This window comes from Dickeya fangzhongdai, from assembly GCF_002812485.1.
GTDB lineage: Bacteria > Pseudomonadota > Gammaproteobacteria > Enterobacterales > Enterobacteriaceae > Dickeya > Dickeya fangzhongdai.
Genome location: NZ_CP025003.1, coordinates 2,220,103 through 2,238,514, shown reverse-complemented (window position 1 = coordinate 2,238,514; position 18,412 = coordinate 2,220,103). Strand labels below are relative to the sequence as shown.

Below are 18,412 nucleotides of genomic sequence, written 5' to 3'. Positions count from 1 at the left end.
GACATGATTATTCCCGCATTAGACCTGATTGATGGACAGGTAGTCCGTTTGCATCAGGGCGATTATGGTCAACAGCGCCAGTACGGCAGCGACCCGCTGCCCCGCTTGCAGGATTACCAGCAACAAGGGGCGCAGGTACTGCATCTGGTGGATTTGACCGGCGCCAAAGATCCGGCGGCGCGCCAGATTCCGTTGCTGAAAACCTTGCTGGCCGGCGTTTCCGTGCCGGTACAGGTTGGCGGCGGCATCCGCACCGAGCAGGATGTGGATGCATTGCTGGCTGCCGGCGCCAGCCGGGTGGTGATCGGCTCCACCGCGGTAAAACAGCCGGAACAGGTGCAGCAATGGTTCACCCGCTATGGCGCGGACGCGCTGGTGCTGGCGCTGGATGTCCGTATTGACGCCGACGGCGTGAAGAACATCGCCATCAGCGGCTGGCAGGAAAATTCCGGCATCACGCTGGAGCAAACGGTAGAACGTTATCTGCCCTTCGGTCTGAAGCACGTGCTGTGTACCGATATCTCCCGCGACGGTACGCTGCAGGGCTCCAACGTCGAGCTATACCGTGAAATCAGCGCCCGCTATCCGCAGGTGGCGTTTCAGGCATCCGGCGGCATCGGCTCGCTGGCGGATATCGCCGCGCTACGCGGCAGCGGCGTACAAGGCGTGATTGTCGGTCGGGCCTTGCTGGAAGGTAAATTCAACGTGACGGAGGCGATTTCATGCTGGCAAAACGGATAATCCCTTGTCTGGACGTGCGTGACGGCCAGGTGGTGAAAGGCGTACAGTTCCGTAATCACGAAATCATCGGCGATATCGTACCGCTGGCTCAACGTTACGCGCAGGAAGGCGCCGACGAACTGGTATTCTACGATATCACCGCGTCATCCGACGGCCGGGTGGTGGATAAAAGCTGGGTGTCCCGCGTGGCGGAAGTGATCGATATTCCGTTCTGCGTCGCTGGCGGCATCAAAAGCGTGGAAGACGCCGGGCAAATCCTCTCTTTCGGCGCGGATAAAATCTCCATTAACTCGCCGGCGCTGGCGGATCCGGATCTGATCTCGCGTCTGGCGGATCGCTACGGCGTACAATGCATCGTCGTCGGCATCGATACCTGGCATGACGCCGAAACCGGCCGCTATCATGTCAATCAGTATACCGGCGATGAAAAGCGCACCCGCGTTACGCAGTGGGAAACGCTCGACTGGGTGCAGGAAGTACAGAAACGCGGCGCCGGTGAAATCGTACTGAACATGATGAATCAGGACGGCGTGCGTAATGGCTATGACCTGACGCAACTCAAGCAGGTGCGCGACGTCTGCCGCGTTCCGCTGATCGCTTCCGGCGGCGCCGGCACCATGCAGCACTTCCTTGAGGCGTTTCAGGACGCCGGGGTGGACGGCGCGCTGGCCGCGTCGGTATTCCATAAGCAAATCATCAATATTGGCGAACTCAAACAGTTCCTTAAGCAACAAGGTGTGGAGATCCGGGTGTGTTAACCGAACAACAGCGAAACCAGCTCGACTGGCAAAAAACCGATGGCATGATACCCGCCATCGTACAACATGCGGTTTCCGGCGAAGTGCTGATGCTGGGCTACATGAATCAGGACGCGTTACGGGTTACGGAAGAGACGGGTAACGTCACGTTCTATTCCCGCACCAAGCAGCGGTTATGGACCAAAGGCGAATCCTCCGGCCACTTTCTCAACGTTGTATCGATCACGCCGGATTGTGACAACGACACGCTGCTGATTCTGGTCAACCCGATTGGCCCGACCTGCCATCTGGGCAACAACAGCTGTTTCCACCCGGCAGAAACGCAGTGGCAGTTTTTGTACCAGCTGGAGCAACTCCTGGCGGAGCGTAAGCACGCCGATCCGGCCAGTTCCTATACCGCCCAGCTGTACGCCAGCGGTACCAAGCGCATCGCCCAGAAGGTCGGTGAAGAGGGCCTGGAAACCGCGCTGGCGGCCACGGTGCATGACCGTGAAGAATTGACCAATGAAGCCTCCGATCTGGTCTATCACCTGCTGGTGCTGTTGCAGGATCAGGGGTTGGATCTGGGTACGATCATTCAGCGCCTGAAAGTGCGTCATAACCGCTAATGCGTCATCCGCTTCACCAGCCATCCCCCGCCGGTGAAGCGTTTCCCCCTTTCCCCGTTCTTTCCCATCCTTGGCAAAATATTCGGCCGGTTTAACCGCGTCTGCGTGTGTCGCGTTGATTAAACTTTATTCGCTTACAGCAGCTGCGGACGCAGCAGAATTTCGCTATCGCAGTCAACCTGGCCCACTCCTGTGAGACGGAAATGCATCGCAGGATGCGGCCATTTCACCCAGCAAGGAAAACGATATGCAACAAAAAATACGAGGCTACAAACTCACGATGTTAGGTGCTGTGCTGGCGTCCCTGATTAGCCAGGGTGCATCAGCGGCGGACGCAAAAGTGGAAAGCCTGATCAAAAAGAACGGACTGGATAATACGCGGGTACTGAGCATGTACCAGAATGGCGGCCTACAGATTCAAACTGAAACGCCGAACAAACTTATCCTTGTTAATCCCAAAGTCCGCGCTACCGATGAGAATGCGGCCAAAGCGATGTACTGGTATCGAGGTATGCAATTTGCCGAATACAAAACTTTCGACGCCAATAAATATACAACCCTACCCTGCGTGCAACAGGACAGCTTTTGCGGCATTACACCGGAATATACTTACGCAGCTCAATATCTGACCATCGAAAAACCCGGTGTCATAATTCAATTCAGTACGATAGAACCAGGCTGGCTTTACAGTGATTTCAACAGTAAGCATCACTGCCAAATCAAAGCGGAAGGCGGCGGCACCTTTGGGCTCGGGGTAAAAGGAACATCGGGCAGTTGCGATGCCGAATATAAGCAAAAGGGCCTAGGTAACGTTTTCAACACTTGGCTGCGCTCTCCTCAAAAAATAGAGCCCATTCTCGCCTACGTGCTTCTGGCGAAATAATCCCGAACCAGTGTGTCGTCGATTCACTGCCAAAGAAACGCTGCGGTATTTATCCTCAGAGCGTAAACGGCATCAATAATTACGTATTCAGCTACAGGAATGACCTGTAGCTGATGTGCAACGGTCTGGATTTATGACGCTGATTTTGGATACGTCTGCCAGCCGCCTTTCCAGGTTTCCAGGACGGGAATATCGCGCATACCCGCCACAGGGTTATTTTTATCGGCGCTATGATAAGTGATGGGAGAATCGGCCAGAATGACAAAATCAGCGCATTTTCCGGCGGTCAGTGACCCAACCCATTGCTCAGCATGACATTGCCAGGCGGCATCATAGGTCATGGCTTTTAACGCGTCGAACCGGGAAATGGATTCCTGCTCATTCAGCACAGGCGAGTCACCATTAGCCGGCGCGCCTTCCATCACACGGGAAATCGCCTGCTCCATCATGCGCAGAGGCCCCAGCGGCGTCACGCTGTTATCGCTATGCAGGGTAATTCTCATGCCTTGTTTTAACGCGGACTGGCAGCGGTCAAGCAAACTGGCGCGCTGTTCGCCAAGAATAGTCTGCTGAAATACCCATCCCCAATACCCTACATGACCGATTAAAAAGCTGGGGGAAATACCTAGCGCTTTCATATCATCAAGATTCTGATCGGAAAGCAGGGAGGCATGTTCCATGCGATCTCGCCGCTCGTTATATGTGCTCTGTGTCACTCCGGCCTGCCTGAAGGCCAGCAGGGTACGATCAATCGCCTGCCCGCCATTGGCATGGATCATCAACGGCCAGTTATATTGAACCGCTTCACTCACCAGATGATTAAATACCGTTGGGTAATCAAAATTGAAGACCCCAATATTCTGCTCTGATGCATTTTTTTCATAATTATTATCACAGCAATACGGCTGTAGTTGATATCCCGTCAATCCCTGATTCGACCCATCGGAAACAACCTTGATGCATGGCAGGTTAAAGCGACTATCACCTGTATTTGGGAGGTATCGATTATTTATTTTGTTTTTAAAATCATCAGGGCTTGTCACTACCAGCGCCCCGCCAATTCTGGTGGGACAACGGCTGGCGCGTGCTTTTAACTTCAACAACAAGGGCTGGTTGAGCAGAGATTTTCCATCCCAGGGCTCAATCCCCGCATCAAATAAATAAGTCACGCCCCGCTGACTGGCTTGCACAAATATATTGTCAATGGATTGGTTTAACTGGAACGGGAAGGTTAACGGATTCTGGCTGCTGGTAATCACAGCGATAACAGGGGCAATGCCTTCTATTTCAGCCAGAATACCATCCGGACTGATGGTGATCGGCTGGCCTTTGTCTTTATAGTACTGCTGAACGACAGTGATCGCATGGTTGTTAATATAGGCAAGATGCATCGACGCATTCATGATAAAAACCGGCTTATCCGTCCCTATTTCCTGATCGAGAATAGTGGCATTGAACGCCTTGTCATCGCCAAGGAAAAGGGAGGGGTCGACATTATGACCAATCACCCATCCTCCCATATACGGACCGCTTTTCATGACATGCTTTAACTGTGATGTCACCCATTGCCTGGTGTATTGATCTTCCGGCTTCTGCGCCACCTGAGAGCGCAAATTCTGTCCAATAAATGGGCCAACGTCCGTTGCCAGATTTAGAACCGCAGTAGGAATGATATGTACGTGGGGTTCAATCAAACCGGGAATGAGGGTTTGGCTGCCCGACAGTACACGTTCCTGCGTACCGGGCGGCATCTGCGTTTTGACATAATTATATGACCCGGTAGCGACAATGATGCCGTCCTGAATCCCCATCGCCTCGACTGATGCGCTCTGACCATTCTCCAGTGTCAGAATGGTTCCCCCGGCGGCGCCATCCGCGCCCGTCGCAATGCGGAAGATAAGGGTTTCTGCATTCACCTTATTGATATCATTGGAGATATTGATAGTAATATCCGGAATGAAAGACTTCCATAACGGGCTACAACAGGAACAGGTAATACTGTCAGAATGATTGCATGCTTGCGTCATAAAATTTCCTTCCAACAATGAATTATTTAGAAAAACCAATATAAAGCTGGTCCACAATGCAGAATTCTTCAAGTTGGGGAAATCAACCCATGACTTTTATCAAAAAACATTATTGATATTTAAAAGTTTTTTGTGAAATCTTCGTTACATGAAACATGTCGCGCCTATATCGGCTTAATAGTTAAATTATCATTTTTTATGTATCACCATCGTCATGGTGTTTTCAGGTAATTAACAATGAATCTAAGGTCGGGCAGTATGTCTGCATCGGGAAAACATGTGGACAGGCAGAAAAAACGCATCAATAAACAGCGTTTCAGGCAGGGAACGGTGAGGAAAATGATCGACAATACGTTGTTGTGACAAAAAAAATAGCACCCAACTGGGTGCTATCCATGAAACAGGCGTTACAGCTGGTTAATCAGCCATAAATATTGGCGCGATCGCGTAATTCTTTACCCGGTTTGAAATGAGGAACGTATTTGCCTTCCAGTTCCACCTTCTCGCCAGTTTTCGGATTACGACCCACACGCGGTGCACGGTAGTGGAGTGAAAAACTGCCAAACCCGCGGATTTCGATGCGATCACCGGTGGCCAATGTTGTGGCCATCTGTTCCAGCATCTCTTTTACCGCATCCTCAACCACCTTGGCCGGGATATGAGATTGCTGTCCAGCAAGTCTTTCGATAAGTTCAGACTTGGTCATGATTCCTCCAAGCATGTGGTTAGTTACTGCCACGTTAACTTACTACCGTTTGAGGCCGGGCGGCAAGTATCGCCGCCCAACCCACCGTCATTACTCGCCTTTTGCAGCTTTGAAAGCTTCCGCCATGGCGTTAGAGAAATTGCCTTCTTCCTGTTTGTTGTTAACAGAAGCGATAGCATCTTTCTCGTCAGCTTCATCCTTGGCACGGATGGACAGGCTGACAACGCGGTTTTTGCGATCAACGCCAGTGTATTTGGCTTCGATCTCATCACCCACGCTCAGAACCAGGGTTGCGTCTTCGATGCGGTCACGAGAGGCTTCAGAAGCGCGCAGGTAACCTTCAACACCGTCGGCTAATTCAACTGTAGCACCTTTAGCGTCAACTGCGGTGACTTTACCTGTAACAATTGCACCTTTCTTGTTAACAGACAGGTAGTTGTTGAACGGGTCTTCAGCCAGTTGTTTCACGCCCAGGGAGATACGCTCACGCTCGGCATCAACCTGCAGAACCACAGCAGCGATTTCGTCGCCTTTCTTGTATTCGCGAACGGCTTCTTCGCCAGCTACGTTCCAGGAGATGTCAGACAGGTGCACCAGACCATCGATACCGCCATCCAGACCGATGAAGATACCAAAGTCAGTGATGGACTTGATCTTGCCTTCTACGCGGTCACCCTTGTTGTGGGTTTCAGCGAACTGCTGCCACGGGTTGGCTTTGCACTGTTTCAGGCCCAGGGAGATACGACGACGTTCTTCGTCGATGTCCAGAACCATAACTTCCACCACGTCGCCCACGTTAACCACTTTGGACGGATGGATGTTTTTGTTGGTCCAGTCCATTTCAGATACGTGTACCAGACCTTCAACGCCTTCTTCGATTTCTACGAAGCAGCCGTAATCAGTCAGGTTGGTTACGCGGCCAGTCAGCTTGGTGCCTTCCGGATAGCGTTTAGCGATAGCGACCCACGGATCTTCGCCCAGCTGTTTCAGGCCCAGGGAGACACGGGTACGTTCGCGGTCGAACTTCAGCACTTTAACAGTGATTTCGTCGCCCACATTGACGATTTCGCTCGGATGCTTAACGCGTTTCCAGGCCATGTCGGTGATGTGCAGCAGGCCGTCAACGCCGCCCAGATCAACGAATGCACCGTAGTCAGTGAGGTTCTTGACGATACCTTTGACTTCCATGCCTTCCTGCAGGTTTTCCAGCAGCTGATCGCGCTCGGCGCTGTTTTCGGATTCGATAACGGCACGACGGGAAACAACAACGTTGTTGCGTTTCTGGTCCAGCTTGATCACTTTGAACTCAAGCTCTTTGCCTTCCAGATGCAGGGTGTCGCGTACCGGACGGACATCAACCAGAGAACCCGGCAGGAACGCACGGATACCGTTCAGCTCAACGGTGAAACCGCCTTTCACTTTACCGTTGATAACACCGGTAACAGTGGCAGATTCTTCGTAAGCTTTTTCCAGCATCAGCCATGCTTCGTGACGTTTAGCTTTTTCACGGGACAGCAGAGTTTCGCCGAAGCCGTCTTCTACCGCGTCCAGAGCTACGTCTACTTCATCACCAATCTGGATTTCAATTTCACCCTGAGCGTTTTTGAACTGCTCTACCGGAATGGCAGATTCAGATTTCAGGCCGGCATCAACCAGGACAACGTCCTTGTCAATAGCAACCACAACGCCGCGAACGATGGAACCCGGGCGGGTTTCAATTTCTTTCAGGGATTCTTCAAAGAGTTGAGCAAAAGATTCAGTCATGTTGATAATCTTTGGGTTTTTAAATTTAACGTCCATCTGGCTTCCTGCTCGATGGGGTTGTTTCACATCCCCGCCACATCCTTGCGGCGAGGTAAAAAATAATATCAGGCCAATTGAGGCAATATCTGGCGCACATACGCCAATGCCTGCCCGACTACTTCATCCAGCGTCATATGCGTGGAATCCAACACCAGTGCATCCGTTGCCGGCACCAACGGCGCAACCGGTCGATTACGGTCGCGCTCGTCACGCTCTTTAATCTCGGACAAAAGACGTTCAAAGTTAACATTAAAGCCCTTCGCCTGCAACTGGAGCATGCGACGTTTGGCGCGTTCTTCCGCACTGGCATCCAGGAAAATCTTCACTGGCGCATCAGGGAATACCACCGTACCCATGTCGCGACCGTCGGCAATCAGCCCCGGCATTTCGCGAAACGCGCGCTGACGACGCAACAACGCTTCGCGTACCCGAGGAAATACGGCGGCCTGAGACGCTGTATTGCTCACTTCCTGGCTGCGAATCTCATTGCTGACATCTTCGCCTTCCAGGATAACTTTCAGTTGCCCGTTTTCCGGCACAAACCGCACATCCAGATGCGACGCTATCGGCACCAGCGCCTCTTCGGAGGCAATGTCCACCTGATGATGCAGGGCTGCCAACGCCAGCACACGATAAATCGCGCCGGAATCCAGCAGATTCCACTGCAGCGCGTTAGCCAGCGCCTTGCACAGGGTTCCCTTGCCCGCACCACTTGGCCCGTCAACCGTAATTACCGGTGCAGTCACCGCCATCTCTTACTCCTTACAAAACAGGGAAATCGCATGTCATTGTAGACAATACAATAAGTCATTATACCCTGCTGTGGCAGCAAGCGTGAAATTAAAGACTTATTACTGCAGAAGATCGGGCAAATATTGTGATACCCAGAGTATAACGCTAAATGTTGACGCACAGGACCCTATCGCAGACCTGTGCGTCAGAACATCAGCCGTGCTGGCTCAGACGTTCCAGTTGCTGGAAGTAATCCGGGAACGTTTTGGCGGTACATTTAGGGTCGAGAATGGTCACCGGCGTGTCAGACAACGCCACCAGCGAGAAGCACATCGCCATGCGGTGGTCATTGTAAGTGCCGATTTCAGCTGCTTTCAGCTGCGTTGGCGGGGTAATGCGGATGTAGTCATGTCCTTCTTCTACCTCAGCGCCGACCTTGCGCAACTCCGTCGCCATAGCTGTCAGACGATCGGTTTCTTTCACGCGCCAGTTGTAGATATTGCGCAGCGTCGTCGTCCCGCCCTCGGCAAACAACGCGGTAGTGGCAATGGTCATTGCCGCATCGGGAATATGGTTCATATCCATATCGATAGCGTGGAGATTACCGCGCTGACATTCGATATAGTCATCACCCCAACGGATCTCCGCGCCCATTTTCTCCAGCACATCGGCAAAACGGATATCGCCCTGCACGCTATGACGGCCGACGCCGGTCACACGTACCGTTCCCCCGCGAATTGCCGCTGCCGCCAGGAAATAAGAGGCGGACGATGCATCGCCTTCCACCAGATAGTGCCCTGGCGACTGGTAATGCTGATTACCGGCGACCACGAAGGTCTGGTAGTCGTTATTGATCACCGTGATGCCGAAGGTCTCCATCATGTGCAGGGTGATATCGATATAAGGTTTGGAGACCAGGTCGCCTTTAATGCTGATGCGCGTATCCTGCACAGCCAATGGCGCCGTCATTAACAGCGCAGTGAGAAACTGGCTGGATACCGAACCGTCGACACTGATGTCGCCGCCTTTGAAGCCCCCTTGCAGGCGCAACGGCGGATAATTTTCCTGCTCCAGATAGTCGATACGCGCGCCCCCCTGCCGCAACGCATCTACCAGATGACCAATCGGACGCTCTTTCATGCGAGGTTCACCGGTCAGCACGATATCGCCATCAGTCAGGCACAGTGCGGCGGCCAGCGGACGCATCGCCGTCCCGGCATTTCCTAAAAACAGCTCCAGCGGCGCAGACGCCGTTAATGCGCCCCCCACCCCGACGATTTCGCACTCTGTGCGGCTGCCCGACAGATGGTATTCAACGCCCAATGCGCTCAGCGCATTAAGCATATGACGGACATCGTCGCTGTCCAGCAGGTTGGTCAGGCGAGTCGTGCCTTTGGCCAATGCCGCCAACAGCAACGCACGGTTAGAAACGCTTTTGGAACCCGGCAGATTGATCGTGCCGTTAATCAATGAAATCGGTTGTAGGGTCAGGGATTCCTGCATGTGAAACATGTTCTCCAAGAGTTAACACAAAAACCCCGGCCAGATACCGGGGTTTAAAATCAGAAGCAGCACGTTATCGCGCTATACCCGTCATACTTCAGGTTGCAGGTGCGTTGGATGCGTTACTCGGCCCATTTCATGGGCCTCGCCCCTTCGGGGCCGCTGCCAGCAGCGTTCAAATCGGCTTACGCCAATTTGTCACTCCCCCCAGTCACTTACTTGTGTAAACTCCTGGGGGTTCACTCACTTGCCGCATTACAAGGCTCATAATGAGCCTTGTCCTAAAGGGCCAACGCGGTGCGTTGTTCAACACGCCAGCGTGTTGTCCTGCAACTCGAATTATTTAGGGTATATATTTATCAGCCGTGGCGACGCTCAAAATCGACCATGAATTCCGTCAGCGCTTTTACGCCCTCCAGCGGCATGGCGTTATAGATCGACGCACGCATGCCGCCTACGACACGGTGGCCTTTCAGCGCATGCAGACCGGCCGCCTGAGCTTCCTGCAGGAACACTGGATCCAATGCAGCATCTGCCAGTTGGAACGGCACATTCATGCGGGAACGGCTGGCCAGCACAACGTCGTTACGATAGAAATCGCTGCCGTCAATCGCGGCATACAGCAGTTCGGCCTTGGCTTGATTACGTTTTTCCATTTCCAGCAGGCCGCCTTGCTCTTTCAGCCACTTGAACACCATACCGGACAGATACCAGGCAAACGTCGGCGGCGTGTTGAACATGGAATCGTTATCAGCCAGGGTTTTGTAATCCAGAATCGACGGCAGTTCACGGCGTGCCTTGCCGAGCAGGTCTTCACGCACAATCACCAGCGTCAGGCCGGCAGGCCCTACGTTTTTCTGCGCGCCAGCGTAAATCACGCCATAGCGACTGACATCCAGCGGGCGGGAAAGAATGCTGGAGGAGTAATCCGCCACCACGATTTTGTCGCCGAAATCCGGCGTTTCTTCAATCGCCAGACCGTCAATGGTTTCATTCGGGCAATAATGAACATAGGCGGCGTCATCCGACAGCGCCCATTCACTCATCGGTTTCACGCCGCGCAGACCGTCAACGCGGGTTTTCACGTCAATGACATTCGGGGTGAGGTACTTTTCAGCTTCCTTGACCGCACTATGCGCCCAGTAGCCGCCATCGATATAGTCGGCTTTGGTATTATCGCCCAGCAGGTTGAGCGGAACCGCCGCAAATTGCGCACGTGCGCCGCCATGACAGAACAACACTTTGTAATTCGAGGGGATTTTCAGCAAATCACGCAAATCCTGCTCAGACTCGCTGGCCACTTGCATGAACTCTTTACTGCGGTGGCTGATTTCCATCACCGATGTACCCAGCCCATGCCAGTTGCACAGTTCCTGTTCTGCACGACGCAACACTTCTACCGGTAACATGGCCGGACCGGCACTAAAATTAAAAACCTGAGTCATTTCCCCTCACCACCTATCACTATAAATAGCGACCTGTCTAAGTCGCATCAGTTTACCCTGCTATCGGTTTTATCACTCGTTTTTCCTGCCTGCAATGCTTATTGCCCCTGATGTCGGAAAACTTGCGCGCGCGTTCGCCTGTTATCGTCCCCGGCGATACATCTGTTACATCATCGCCGGAACACGCCGCGCAATACGCAACATGCAGGATAGAGTCAGCACACAAAACCACGTATGATGCAGCCTCCTCATAACACATTCAGGTTCGAACCATGACCCAAACGTTTATCCCAGGCAAAGACGCCGCCCTGGAAGATTCCATCGCCCGTTTTCAACAGCAGCTCCTCAACCTGGGGTTCAACATCGAAGAAGCCTCCTGGCTGAATCCGGTGCCCAACGTCTGGTCGGTACATATTCGTGATCGCGACTGTGCGCTGTGCTTCACCAACGGCAAGGGCGCAACCCGGAAAGCCGCACTAGCTTCCGCACTGGGCGAGTACTTCGAACGTCTGTCCACCAACTACTTTTTTGCCGATTTCTATCTGGGCCAGCAGATCGCCGAAGGTGACTTCGTGCATTACCCTGACGAGAAGTGGTTCCCGCTGCCCGGAGACGACAGCCTGCCGGAAGGCATTCTGGACGCGCGCCTGCACGCCTTTTACGACCCGGAACAACAGTTGATCGCCAGCGACCTGGTGGACCTGCAATCAGGCAACCACAATCGCGGCATCTGCGCCCTGCCGTTTACCCGTCAGTCCGACCAGCAGACGGTGTATATCCCGATGAATATCGTCGGCAACCTGTATGTGTCGAACGGCATGTCCGCAGGCAATACCCGTAATGAAGCACGGGTGCAGGGGCTATCTGAAGTATTCGAACGCTATGTGAAGAATCGTATTATCGCCGAAGCCATCAGCCTGCCGGCGATTCCGGCCGACGTGCTGTCGCGTTATCCGGGCGTGGTGGAAGCCATTGCCACGCTTGAGCAGGAAGGCTTCCCGATTTTCGCCTATGACGCCTCTCTCGGCGGTCAGTACCCGGTGATCTGCGTGGTGCTGTTTAACCCGGCCAACGGCACCTGCTTTGCCTCGTTTGGCGCACATCCGGATTTCGGCGTGGCGCTGGAGCGTACCGTCACCGAATTGCTGCAAGGCCGCGGGCTGAAAGATCTGGACGTATTTACGCCGCCAACGTTCGATGATGAAGAAGTTGCAGAGCATACCAACCTGGAAACTCACTTTATCGATTCCAGCGGCCTGATTTCCTGGGATCTGTTTAAAACTCAGGCGGACTACGCGTTCGCCGACTGGAACTTCAGCGGCACCACCGAGCAGGAATTCGCAACGCTGATGGCGATCTTCAATAAAGAAGACAAAGAAGTGTATATCGCCGATTACGAACACCTGTCGGTGTACGCCTGCCGCATTCTGGTACCGGGCATGTCGGACATCTATCCGGCGGAAGACCTGTTGCTGGCGAACAACAGCATGGGCGCGCATCTGCGCGAAACCCTGCTGTCCTTGCCGGACAGCCAATGGGAAAAAGCGGATTATCTGACGCTGTTGCAGCAACTGGACGATGAAGGGCTGGATGATTTTACCCGCGTACGCGAGCTGTTAGGGATAGCAACCGGCAAAGACAACGGCTGGTTCACACTGCGCATTGGCGAACTGAAATCCATGCTGGCTCTGGCCGGCGGTGACCTGGAGCAGGCCCTGAGCTGGACGGAATGGTCACTGGATTTCAACCAATCCGTCTTTGCCCCAGCGCGCAGTAATTACTACCGTTGCCTGCAAACGCTGCTGCAACTAGCGCTGGAGCCTGAACGCGACCCCGCCCAGTATTACGATGCATTCGTGCGCATGTACGGGCAGGACGCCGTTGACGCTGCAAGCGCCGCCATTGCCGGCGAACAGTGCTTCTACGGTCTGTTCACCGTCGATGCTGACCTGAAAGCGCTGCCGGCTCACCAGTCGTTGCTGGCTGCTTACGAAAAATTGCAGCGCGCTAAGCGCCAGCACTGGCAGGTAAAATAAGCCGGACCTGTAGCTGACCGGATGGCCTTCCGTCATCCGGTCAGGTCTTCACCACAGGCTACGGCTGCATTTCCGTATATATCTTTTTTACAGTATTACCACCGGGCAACACGATTGATGTTATTTTAAGCCTCGCCTATTCCCTTATTTTTATATGGGTATATGAGCCTCGTTGCGAGATATTTATTTTTAATAAAAGCACTATTGTTATCGAATGGTAAATAACAAATTAAATAATATAAAACTCAAGTGTAGAATCACTACAAAAACTTATTTTATTTAACGCCAAATAGGTAAACAGAACCCTTAATTCAACTGTTTTTATAATTTTTAAAAAATATTTTTTAAATTAAAATCAATGCATTAAGTGAAAAACACCCCATAAAGCCGCTCCTGATCAGCCTAATAAATTCCAGCGGTATGATCCACGTCAAATTATGACGAATAACCCTTTGTTAGTATCTCACCGTAGATAAACTTTAAGAGAGAGTTAGTGTGAAAGCTGACAACCCCTTCACCCTGTTATTACCGCCGGCGATGGCGAAAGTCGCTGAAGATGCCGGTGTCTATAAAGCAACAAAACAACCGCTTACTGCGTTTTTTCTGGCGATTACCGCCGGTGTGTTCATCTCAATAGCGTTCGTTTTTTACATCACCGCCACTACCGGTTCTTCATCCATGCCGTATGGTATGGCTAAACTGGTAGGAGGCATCTGCTTCTCTATGGGGTTGATGCTGGTGGTGGTCTGCGGCGCAGATCTGTTTACCTCTACTGTGCTTACCGTGATTGCCAAGGCCAGCGGCCGCATCACCTGGAAACAGTTGGGGATGAACTGGCTCAACGTTTATATCGGCAACCTGGTTGGCGCTTTGTTCTTCGTAGCGTTGATCTGGTTTTCCGGCGAGTTCATGGTAGCGAATGGCGCCTGGGGGCTGAATGTCTTGCAAACCGCCAGCCATAAGCTGGAGCATTCATTCGTTGAAGCGCTGTGCCTTGGGATTCTGGCGAACCTGATGGTTTGTCTGGCGGTGTGGATGAGCTACTCTGGTCATACCCTGACCGACAAGATGCTGGCCATGATCCTGCCGGTCGCCATGTTCGTCGCCAGCGGCTTTGAACATAGCATCGCCAACATGTTCATGATCCCGATGGGGATTGTGATTAAGAACTTCGCTCCAGATGCATTCTGGCACGCCATCAGCATGACGCCGGGCCAGTTTGAGCACTTGACCGTCAGCAACTTTATTGTCGATAACCTGATTCCTGTCACGATCGGCAACATCATTGGCGGTGGATTGCTGGTAGGGTTGACTTACTGGGTCATCTATTTGCGCGGTGGAGATCAGCACTAAGCTGCTGTCGGCCGCAACGTCGGGTTATAAAAATCCAAATCAAAGGTAGGTGTAATATGACCGAACTTAATCAGAAACTCGCCCAGGCTTGGGAAGGTTTTAGCAAAGGCGAATGGCAGAATGGCGTCAACGTACGTGACTTCATTCAGAAAAACTACGCGCCGTATGAAGGTGATGAATCATTCCTGGCTGGCGCTACCCCGGCAACCACTAAACTGTGGGATGCCGTTATGGAAGGCATCAAACAGGAAAACCGCACTCACGCGCCGGTTGACTTCGATACCAATGTAGCTGCCACCATTACCTCTCATGATGCCGGTTATATCGACCAGAAACTGGAACAAATCGTCGGTCTGCAAACTGATGCGCCATTGAAACGTGCGCTGATTCCGTTCGGCGGTATCAAAATGGTTGAAGGCTCCTGTAAGGTTTATGGCCGTGAACTGGATCCGCAACTGAAAAAAATCTTCACCGAATACCGTAAAACCCACAACCAGGGTGTATTCGATGTTTATACCCCGGATATCCTGCGCTGCCGTAAATCTGGCGTACTGACCGGTCTGCCGGACGCTTACGGCCGTGGCCGTATCATCGGCGACTATCGTCGTGTTGCTCTGTACGGTATCGACTACCTGATGGCGGACAAATTCGCCCAGTTCACGTCCCTGCAGACCAAACTGGAAAACGGAGAAGATCTGGAAGCAACTATCCGCCTGCGTGAAGAAATCGCTGACCAGCACCATGCGCTGTCACAGATCAAAGAGATGGCAGCGAAGTATGGCTGCGATATCTCCGGCCCGGCAACCAATGCCAAAGAAGCGGTTCAGTGGACTTACTTCGGCTATCTGGCTGCGGTGAAATCTCAGAACGGCGCCGCCATGTCCTTCGGTCGTGTCTCCACCTTCCTGGATATCTTCATCGAACGTGACCTGAAAGCGGGCAAAATCACCGAACAGGACGCTCAGGAACTGATCGACCACCTGGTGATGAAACTGCGTATGGTGCGCTTCCTGCGTACCCCGGAATACGATGAACTGTTCTCCGGCGACCCGATCTGGGCAACTGAGTCTCTGGCCGGTATGGGTCTGGATGGCCGCACGCTGGTTACTAAAAACAGCTTCCGTTTCCTGAACACCCTGTACACCATGGGGCCGTCTCCGGAACCGAACATGACCATCCTGTGGTCTGAAAAACTGCCGCTGAACTTCAAGAAATTCGCCGCTAAAGTGTCTATCGATACCTCTTCTCTGCAGTACGAGAACGATGACCTGATGCGTCCGGACTTCAACAACGACGATTACGCGATCGCCTGTTGTGTAAGCCCGATGGTAGTGGGTAAACAAATGCAGTTCTTCGGCGCCCGCGCTAACCTGGCGAAAACCATGCTGTACGCTATCAACGGCGGCGTGGACGAAAAACTGAAAATGCAGGTAGGTCCGAAATCCGAACCGATCAAAGGCGATGTGCTGAACTTTGACGAAGTAATGGATCGTATGGATCACTTCATGGATTGGCTGGCTAAACAGTACGTCACCGCACTGAACATCATTCACTACATGCACGACAAGTACAGCTATGAAGCATCGCTGATGGCTCTGCATGACCGTGATGTGTTCCGTACCATGGCTTGCGGTATCGCAGGTCTGTCCGTAGCGGCTGACTCCCTGTCTGCTATCAAGTACGCGAAAGTTAAACCGATTCGTGACGAAAGCGGTCTGGCCGTCGACTTCGACATCGAAGGCGAATACCCGCAGTTCGGTAACAACGACCCGCGTGTTGACGACCTGGCTTGTGACCTGGTTGAACGTTTCATGAAGAAAATTCAGAAACTGAATACCTACCGTGGCGCTACCCCGACTCAGTCCGTACTGACCATCACCTCCAACGTGGTATACGGTAAGAAAACAGGTAACACTCCGGATGGTCGTCGCGCTGGCGCGCCGTTCGGACCGGGTGCCAACCCGATGCACGGCCGTGACCAGAAAGGTGCTGTCGCCTCTCTGACCTCCGTGGCTAAACTGCCGTTCGCCTACGCGAAAGACGGTATCTCCTATACCTTCTCTATCGTGCCGAACGCGCTGGGTAAAGACGACGACGTGCGTAAAACCAACCTGGCAGGCCTGATGGACGGTTACTTCCACCACGAAGCCAGCATCGAAGGCGGTCAGCACCTGAACGTCAACGTGATGAACCGTGAAATGCTGCTGGACGCAATGGAAAACCCGGAAAAATATCCGCAGTTGACCATCCGTGTATCTGGTTATGCCGTTCGCTTCAACTCGCTGACTAAAGAACAGCAGCAGGACGTCATTACCCGTACTTTCACTCAGTCCATGTAATTACATGTCTGTCTGAAAAGGCGTAAACTAAAGGCTCCACATCGGTGGGGCCTTTTTATAGCGGGTGTCTTGTCCGTTCTCCCTGTGGATTGCCGCACGCGGCGTTAAAATTTCTTCCGGAAATTTTTCACCACTCCCACCGAAAGACCCAGAACCTGTTTTGTCAGCCAGCTACTTTTCCGGCTGGCGGGCTGACAAAACAGATTCGACACAGAGCGAATGCTGTGGCCGTCCGTGCCGCAGCCTCGTTACTGTGCTCATCGAAGGCCGCTATTTCTCGGCCCAACCTGGAGAAACCTTGCATGTCAGTTATTGGTCGCATTCACTCTTTCGAATCCTGCGGCACCGTAGACGGTCCCGGTATTCGCTTCATCACTTTTTTTCAGGGTTGCCTGATGCGTTGCCTCTACTGCCACAACCGCGATACCTGGGATACTCACGGCGGCAAGGAAGTTACCGTGGAAGAGTTGATGAAGGAAGTGGTGACTTATCGCCATTTTATGAATGCGTCCGGCGGCGGCGTGACGGCATCCGGCGGCGAGGCCATTCTGCAGGCAGAATTTGTCCGTGACTGGTTCCGGGCCTGCCACGAGCAAGGCATCAATACCTGTCTGGACACCAACGGCTTTGTCCGCCGTTACGACCCGGTTATTGACGAACTGCTGGACGTGACGGATTTGGTAATGCTCGACCTCAAGCAACTCAACGATGAGGTGCATCAAAATCTGGTGGGGGTATCCAATCACCGTACGCTGGATTTTGCCCGTTATCTCGCCAAACGTAACCAGCGCACCTGGATTCGCTATGTGGTGGTCCCCGGCTGGAGCGATGACGACGCTTCCGCTCATCAGTTGGGTGAGTTCACCAAAGACATGCGCAACATTGAGAAGATCGAACTGTTGCCTTACCACGAGCTGGGCAAACACAAGTGGACGGCCATGGGCGAGGAATACAAGCTGGATGGCGTCAAACCGCCCAAAGCAGACACCATGGACCGCATCAAGTCCATTCTGACCAGTTACGGCCACAAAGTGGTGTACTAGCCCTCCGTCCCTGGTGGAGAATAGCGCCGGTGGATCAACACCGAATGCGCCTCTCCACCAAAGCCATCCCATTCAGCCAGTGTTAACGTCAGCGTAGACCAAAATCGGCTGACGTTGATAATTAACGCCCTGCCACCCGCCAGCCAAATATCGGCCGATAACACGTGACCGAGCCGCCCTTCTGGGCTATCCATACTTACCATGCGCCACAATCAGCGAGATAGTCTATTCGAGGTTCCTCGCCGTTTGAGAGGCAGCGTTTTATGCTCATTGTCCGCGTGAAATGAATAACCTTGTTTTGCTGTGTTTTTTCTCCCTGCAACAATCAGAAGCAAACTCACGGCAAGAAAATAGATAATCATGGATATTATATGGCAGGTAATGGTATGCCCGCCCTAATGCGACATACTGAAAAAGAACCCTGGTGTCGTGCAT

The 18,412-nt window shown here is 52.8% G+C and carries 14 protein-coding genes; 8 read left to right on the top strand and 6 right to left on the bottom strand.

What is annotated here, in order from left to right; genetic code table 11:
- Nucleotides 1–3: 3 nt before the first annotated feature.
- The 4 genes from hisA to CVE23_RS10095 all read left to right on the top strand — a co-directional run bounded on the left by hisA (nt 4) and on the right by CVE23_RS10095 (nt 2,990).
- On the top strand, nt 4–741 hold the full coding sequence (gene hisA, locus CVE23_RS10110) for a 1-(5-phosphoribosyl)-5-[(5-phosphoribosylamino)methylideneamino]imidazole-4-carboxamide isomerase (RefSeq protein ID WP_038659286.1): 738 nt from the start codon (nt 4–6) through the stop codon (nt 739–741).
- A complete protein-coding gene (gene hisF, locus CVE23_RS10105) occupies nt 723–1,499 on the top strand; it encodes an imidazole glycerol phosphate synthase subunit HisF (RefSeq protein WP_038659291.1) in 777 nt (258 codons plus the stop codon). The genes hisA and hisF overlap by 19 nt, the downstream gene beginning before the upstream one ends.
- A complete protein-coding gene (gene hisIE / locus CVE23_RS10100; protein ID WP_100849456.1) occupies nt 1,493–2,107 on the top strand; it encodes a bifunctional phosphoribosyl-AMP cyclohydrolase/phosphoribosyl-ATP diphosphatase HisIE in 615 nt (204 codons plus the stop codon). The genes hisF and hisIE overlap by 7 nt, the downstream gene beginning before the upstream one ends.
- Nucleotides 2,108–2,354: 247 nt before the next feature.
- A complete protein-coding gene (locus CVE23_RS10095) occupies nt 2,355–2,990 on the top strand; it encodes a hypothetical protein (RefSeq protein ID WP_174213741.1) in 636 nt (211 codons plus the stop codon).
- Nucleotides 2,991–3,121: 131 nt separating this feature from the next.
- Here the strand turns inward: CVE23_RS10095 and CVE23_RS10090 are convergent, their stop codons facing one another.
- From CVE23_RS10090 to serC, 6 genes are all read right to left on the bottom strand, one after another.
- Nucleotides 3,122–5,017, bottom strand: a complete 1,896-nt coding sequence (locus CVE23_RS10090; protein ID WP_038918873.1) for an amidohydrolase — start codon at nt 5,015–5,017, stop codon at nt 3,122–3,124.
- 421 nt (nt 5,018–5,438) lie between these two features.
- Nucleotides 5,439–5,723, bottom strand: coding sequence for an integration host factor subunit beta (gene ihfB, locus CVE23_RS10085; protein WP_038918872.1), 285 nt, complete (start codon nt 5,721–5,723; stop codon nt 5,439–5,441).
- Between the two features lie 90 nt (nt 5,724–5,813).
- Complete coding sequence (gene rpsA, locus CVE23_RS10080; RefSeq protein WP_071603939.1) at nt 5,814–7,523, bottom strand: 30S ribosomal protein S1; 1,710 nt, start codon at nt 7,521–7,523, stop codon at nt 5,814–5,816.
- Between the two features lie 68 nt (nt 7,524–7,591).
- A complete protein-coding gene (gene cmk / locus CVE23_RS10075; RefSeq protein WP_100849455.1) occupies nt 7,592–8,278 on the bottom strand; it encodes a (d)CMP kinase in 687 nt (228 codons plus the stop codon).
- A 193-nt stretch (nt 8,279–8,471) separates the two neighbouring features.
- The gene (gene aroA, locus CVE23_RS10070; RefSeq protein WP_049854012.1) at nt 8,472–9,761 is read right to left on the bottom strand and encodes a 3-phosphoshikimate 1-carboxyvinyltransferase; all 1,290 of its coding nucleotides are present in this window, start codon (nt 9,759–9,761) and stop codon (nt 8,472–8,474) included.
- A 359-nt stretch (nt 9,762–10,120) separates the two neighbouring features.
- Nucleotides 10,121–11,206 (bottom strand): 3-phosphoserine/phosphohydroxythreonine transaminase, encoded by a 1,086-nt coding sequence (serC, locus tag CVE23_RS10065; RefSeq protein ID WP_049853903.1) that lies wholly within the window; start codon nt 11,204–11,206, stop codon nt 10,121–10,123.
- A gap of 272 nt (nt 11,207–11,478) precedes the next feature.
- Here serC and ycaO point away from each other — a divergent pair, with 272 nt between their 5' ends.
- The 4 genes from ycaO to pflA all read left to right on the top strand — a co-directional run bounded on the left by ycaO (nt 11,479) and on the right by pflA (nt 17,977).
- Complete coding sequence (gene ycaO, locus CVE23_RS10060; RefSeq protein ID WP_100849454.1) at nt 11,479–13,242, top strand: 30S ribosomal protein S12 methylthiotransferase accessory factor YcaO; 1,764 nt, start codon at nt 11,479–11,481, stop codon at nt 13,240–13,242.
- Between the two features lie 495 nt (nt 13,243–13,737).
- Complete coding sequence (gene focA, locus CVE23_RS10055) at nt 13,738–14,595, top strand: formate transporter FocA (protein ID WP_038659314.1); 858 nt, start codon at nt 13,738–13,740, stop codon at nt 14,593–14,595.
- A 56-nt stretch (nt 14,596–14,651) separates the two neighbouring features.
- Nucleotides 14,652–16,934, top strand: coding sequence for a formate C-acetyltransferase (pflB, locus tag CVE23_RS10050; RefSeq protein WP_038659317.1), 2,283 nt, complete (start codon nt 14,652–14,654; stop codon nt 16,932–16,934).
- A gap of 302 nt (nt 16,935–17,236) precedes the next feature.
- The gene (gene pflA, locus CVE23_RS10045; protein WP_038918868.1) at nt 17,237–17,977 is read left to right on the top strand and encodes a pyruvate formate lyase 1-activating protein; all 741 of its coding nucleotides are present in this window, start codon (nt 17,237–17,239) and stop codon (nt 17,975–17,977) included.
- Nucleotides 17,978–18,412 lie beyond the last annotated feature (435 nt).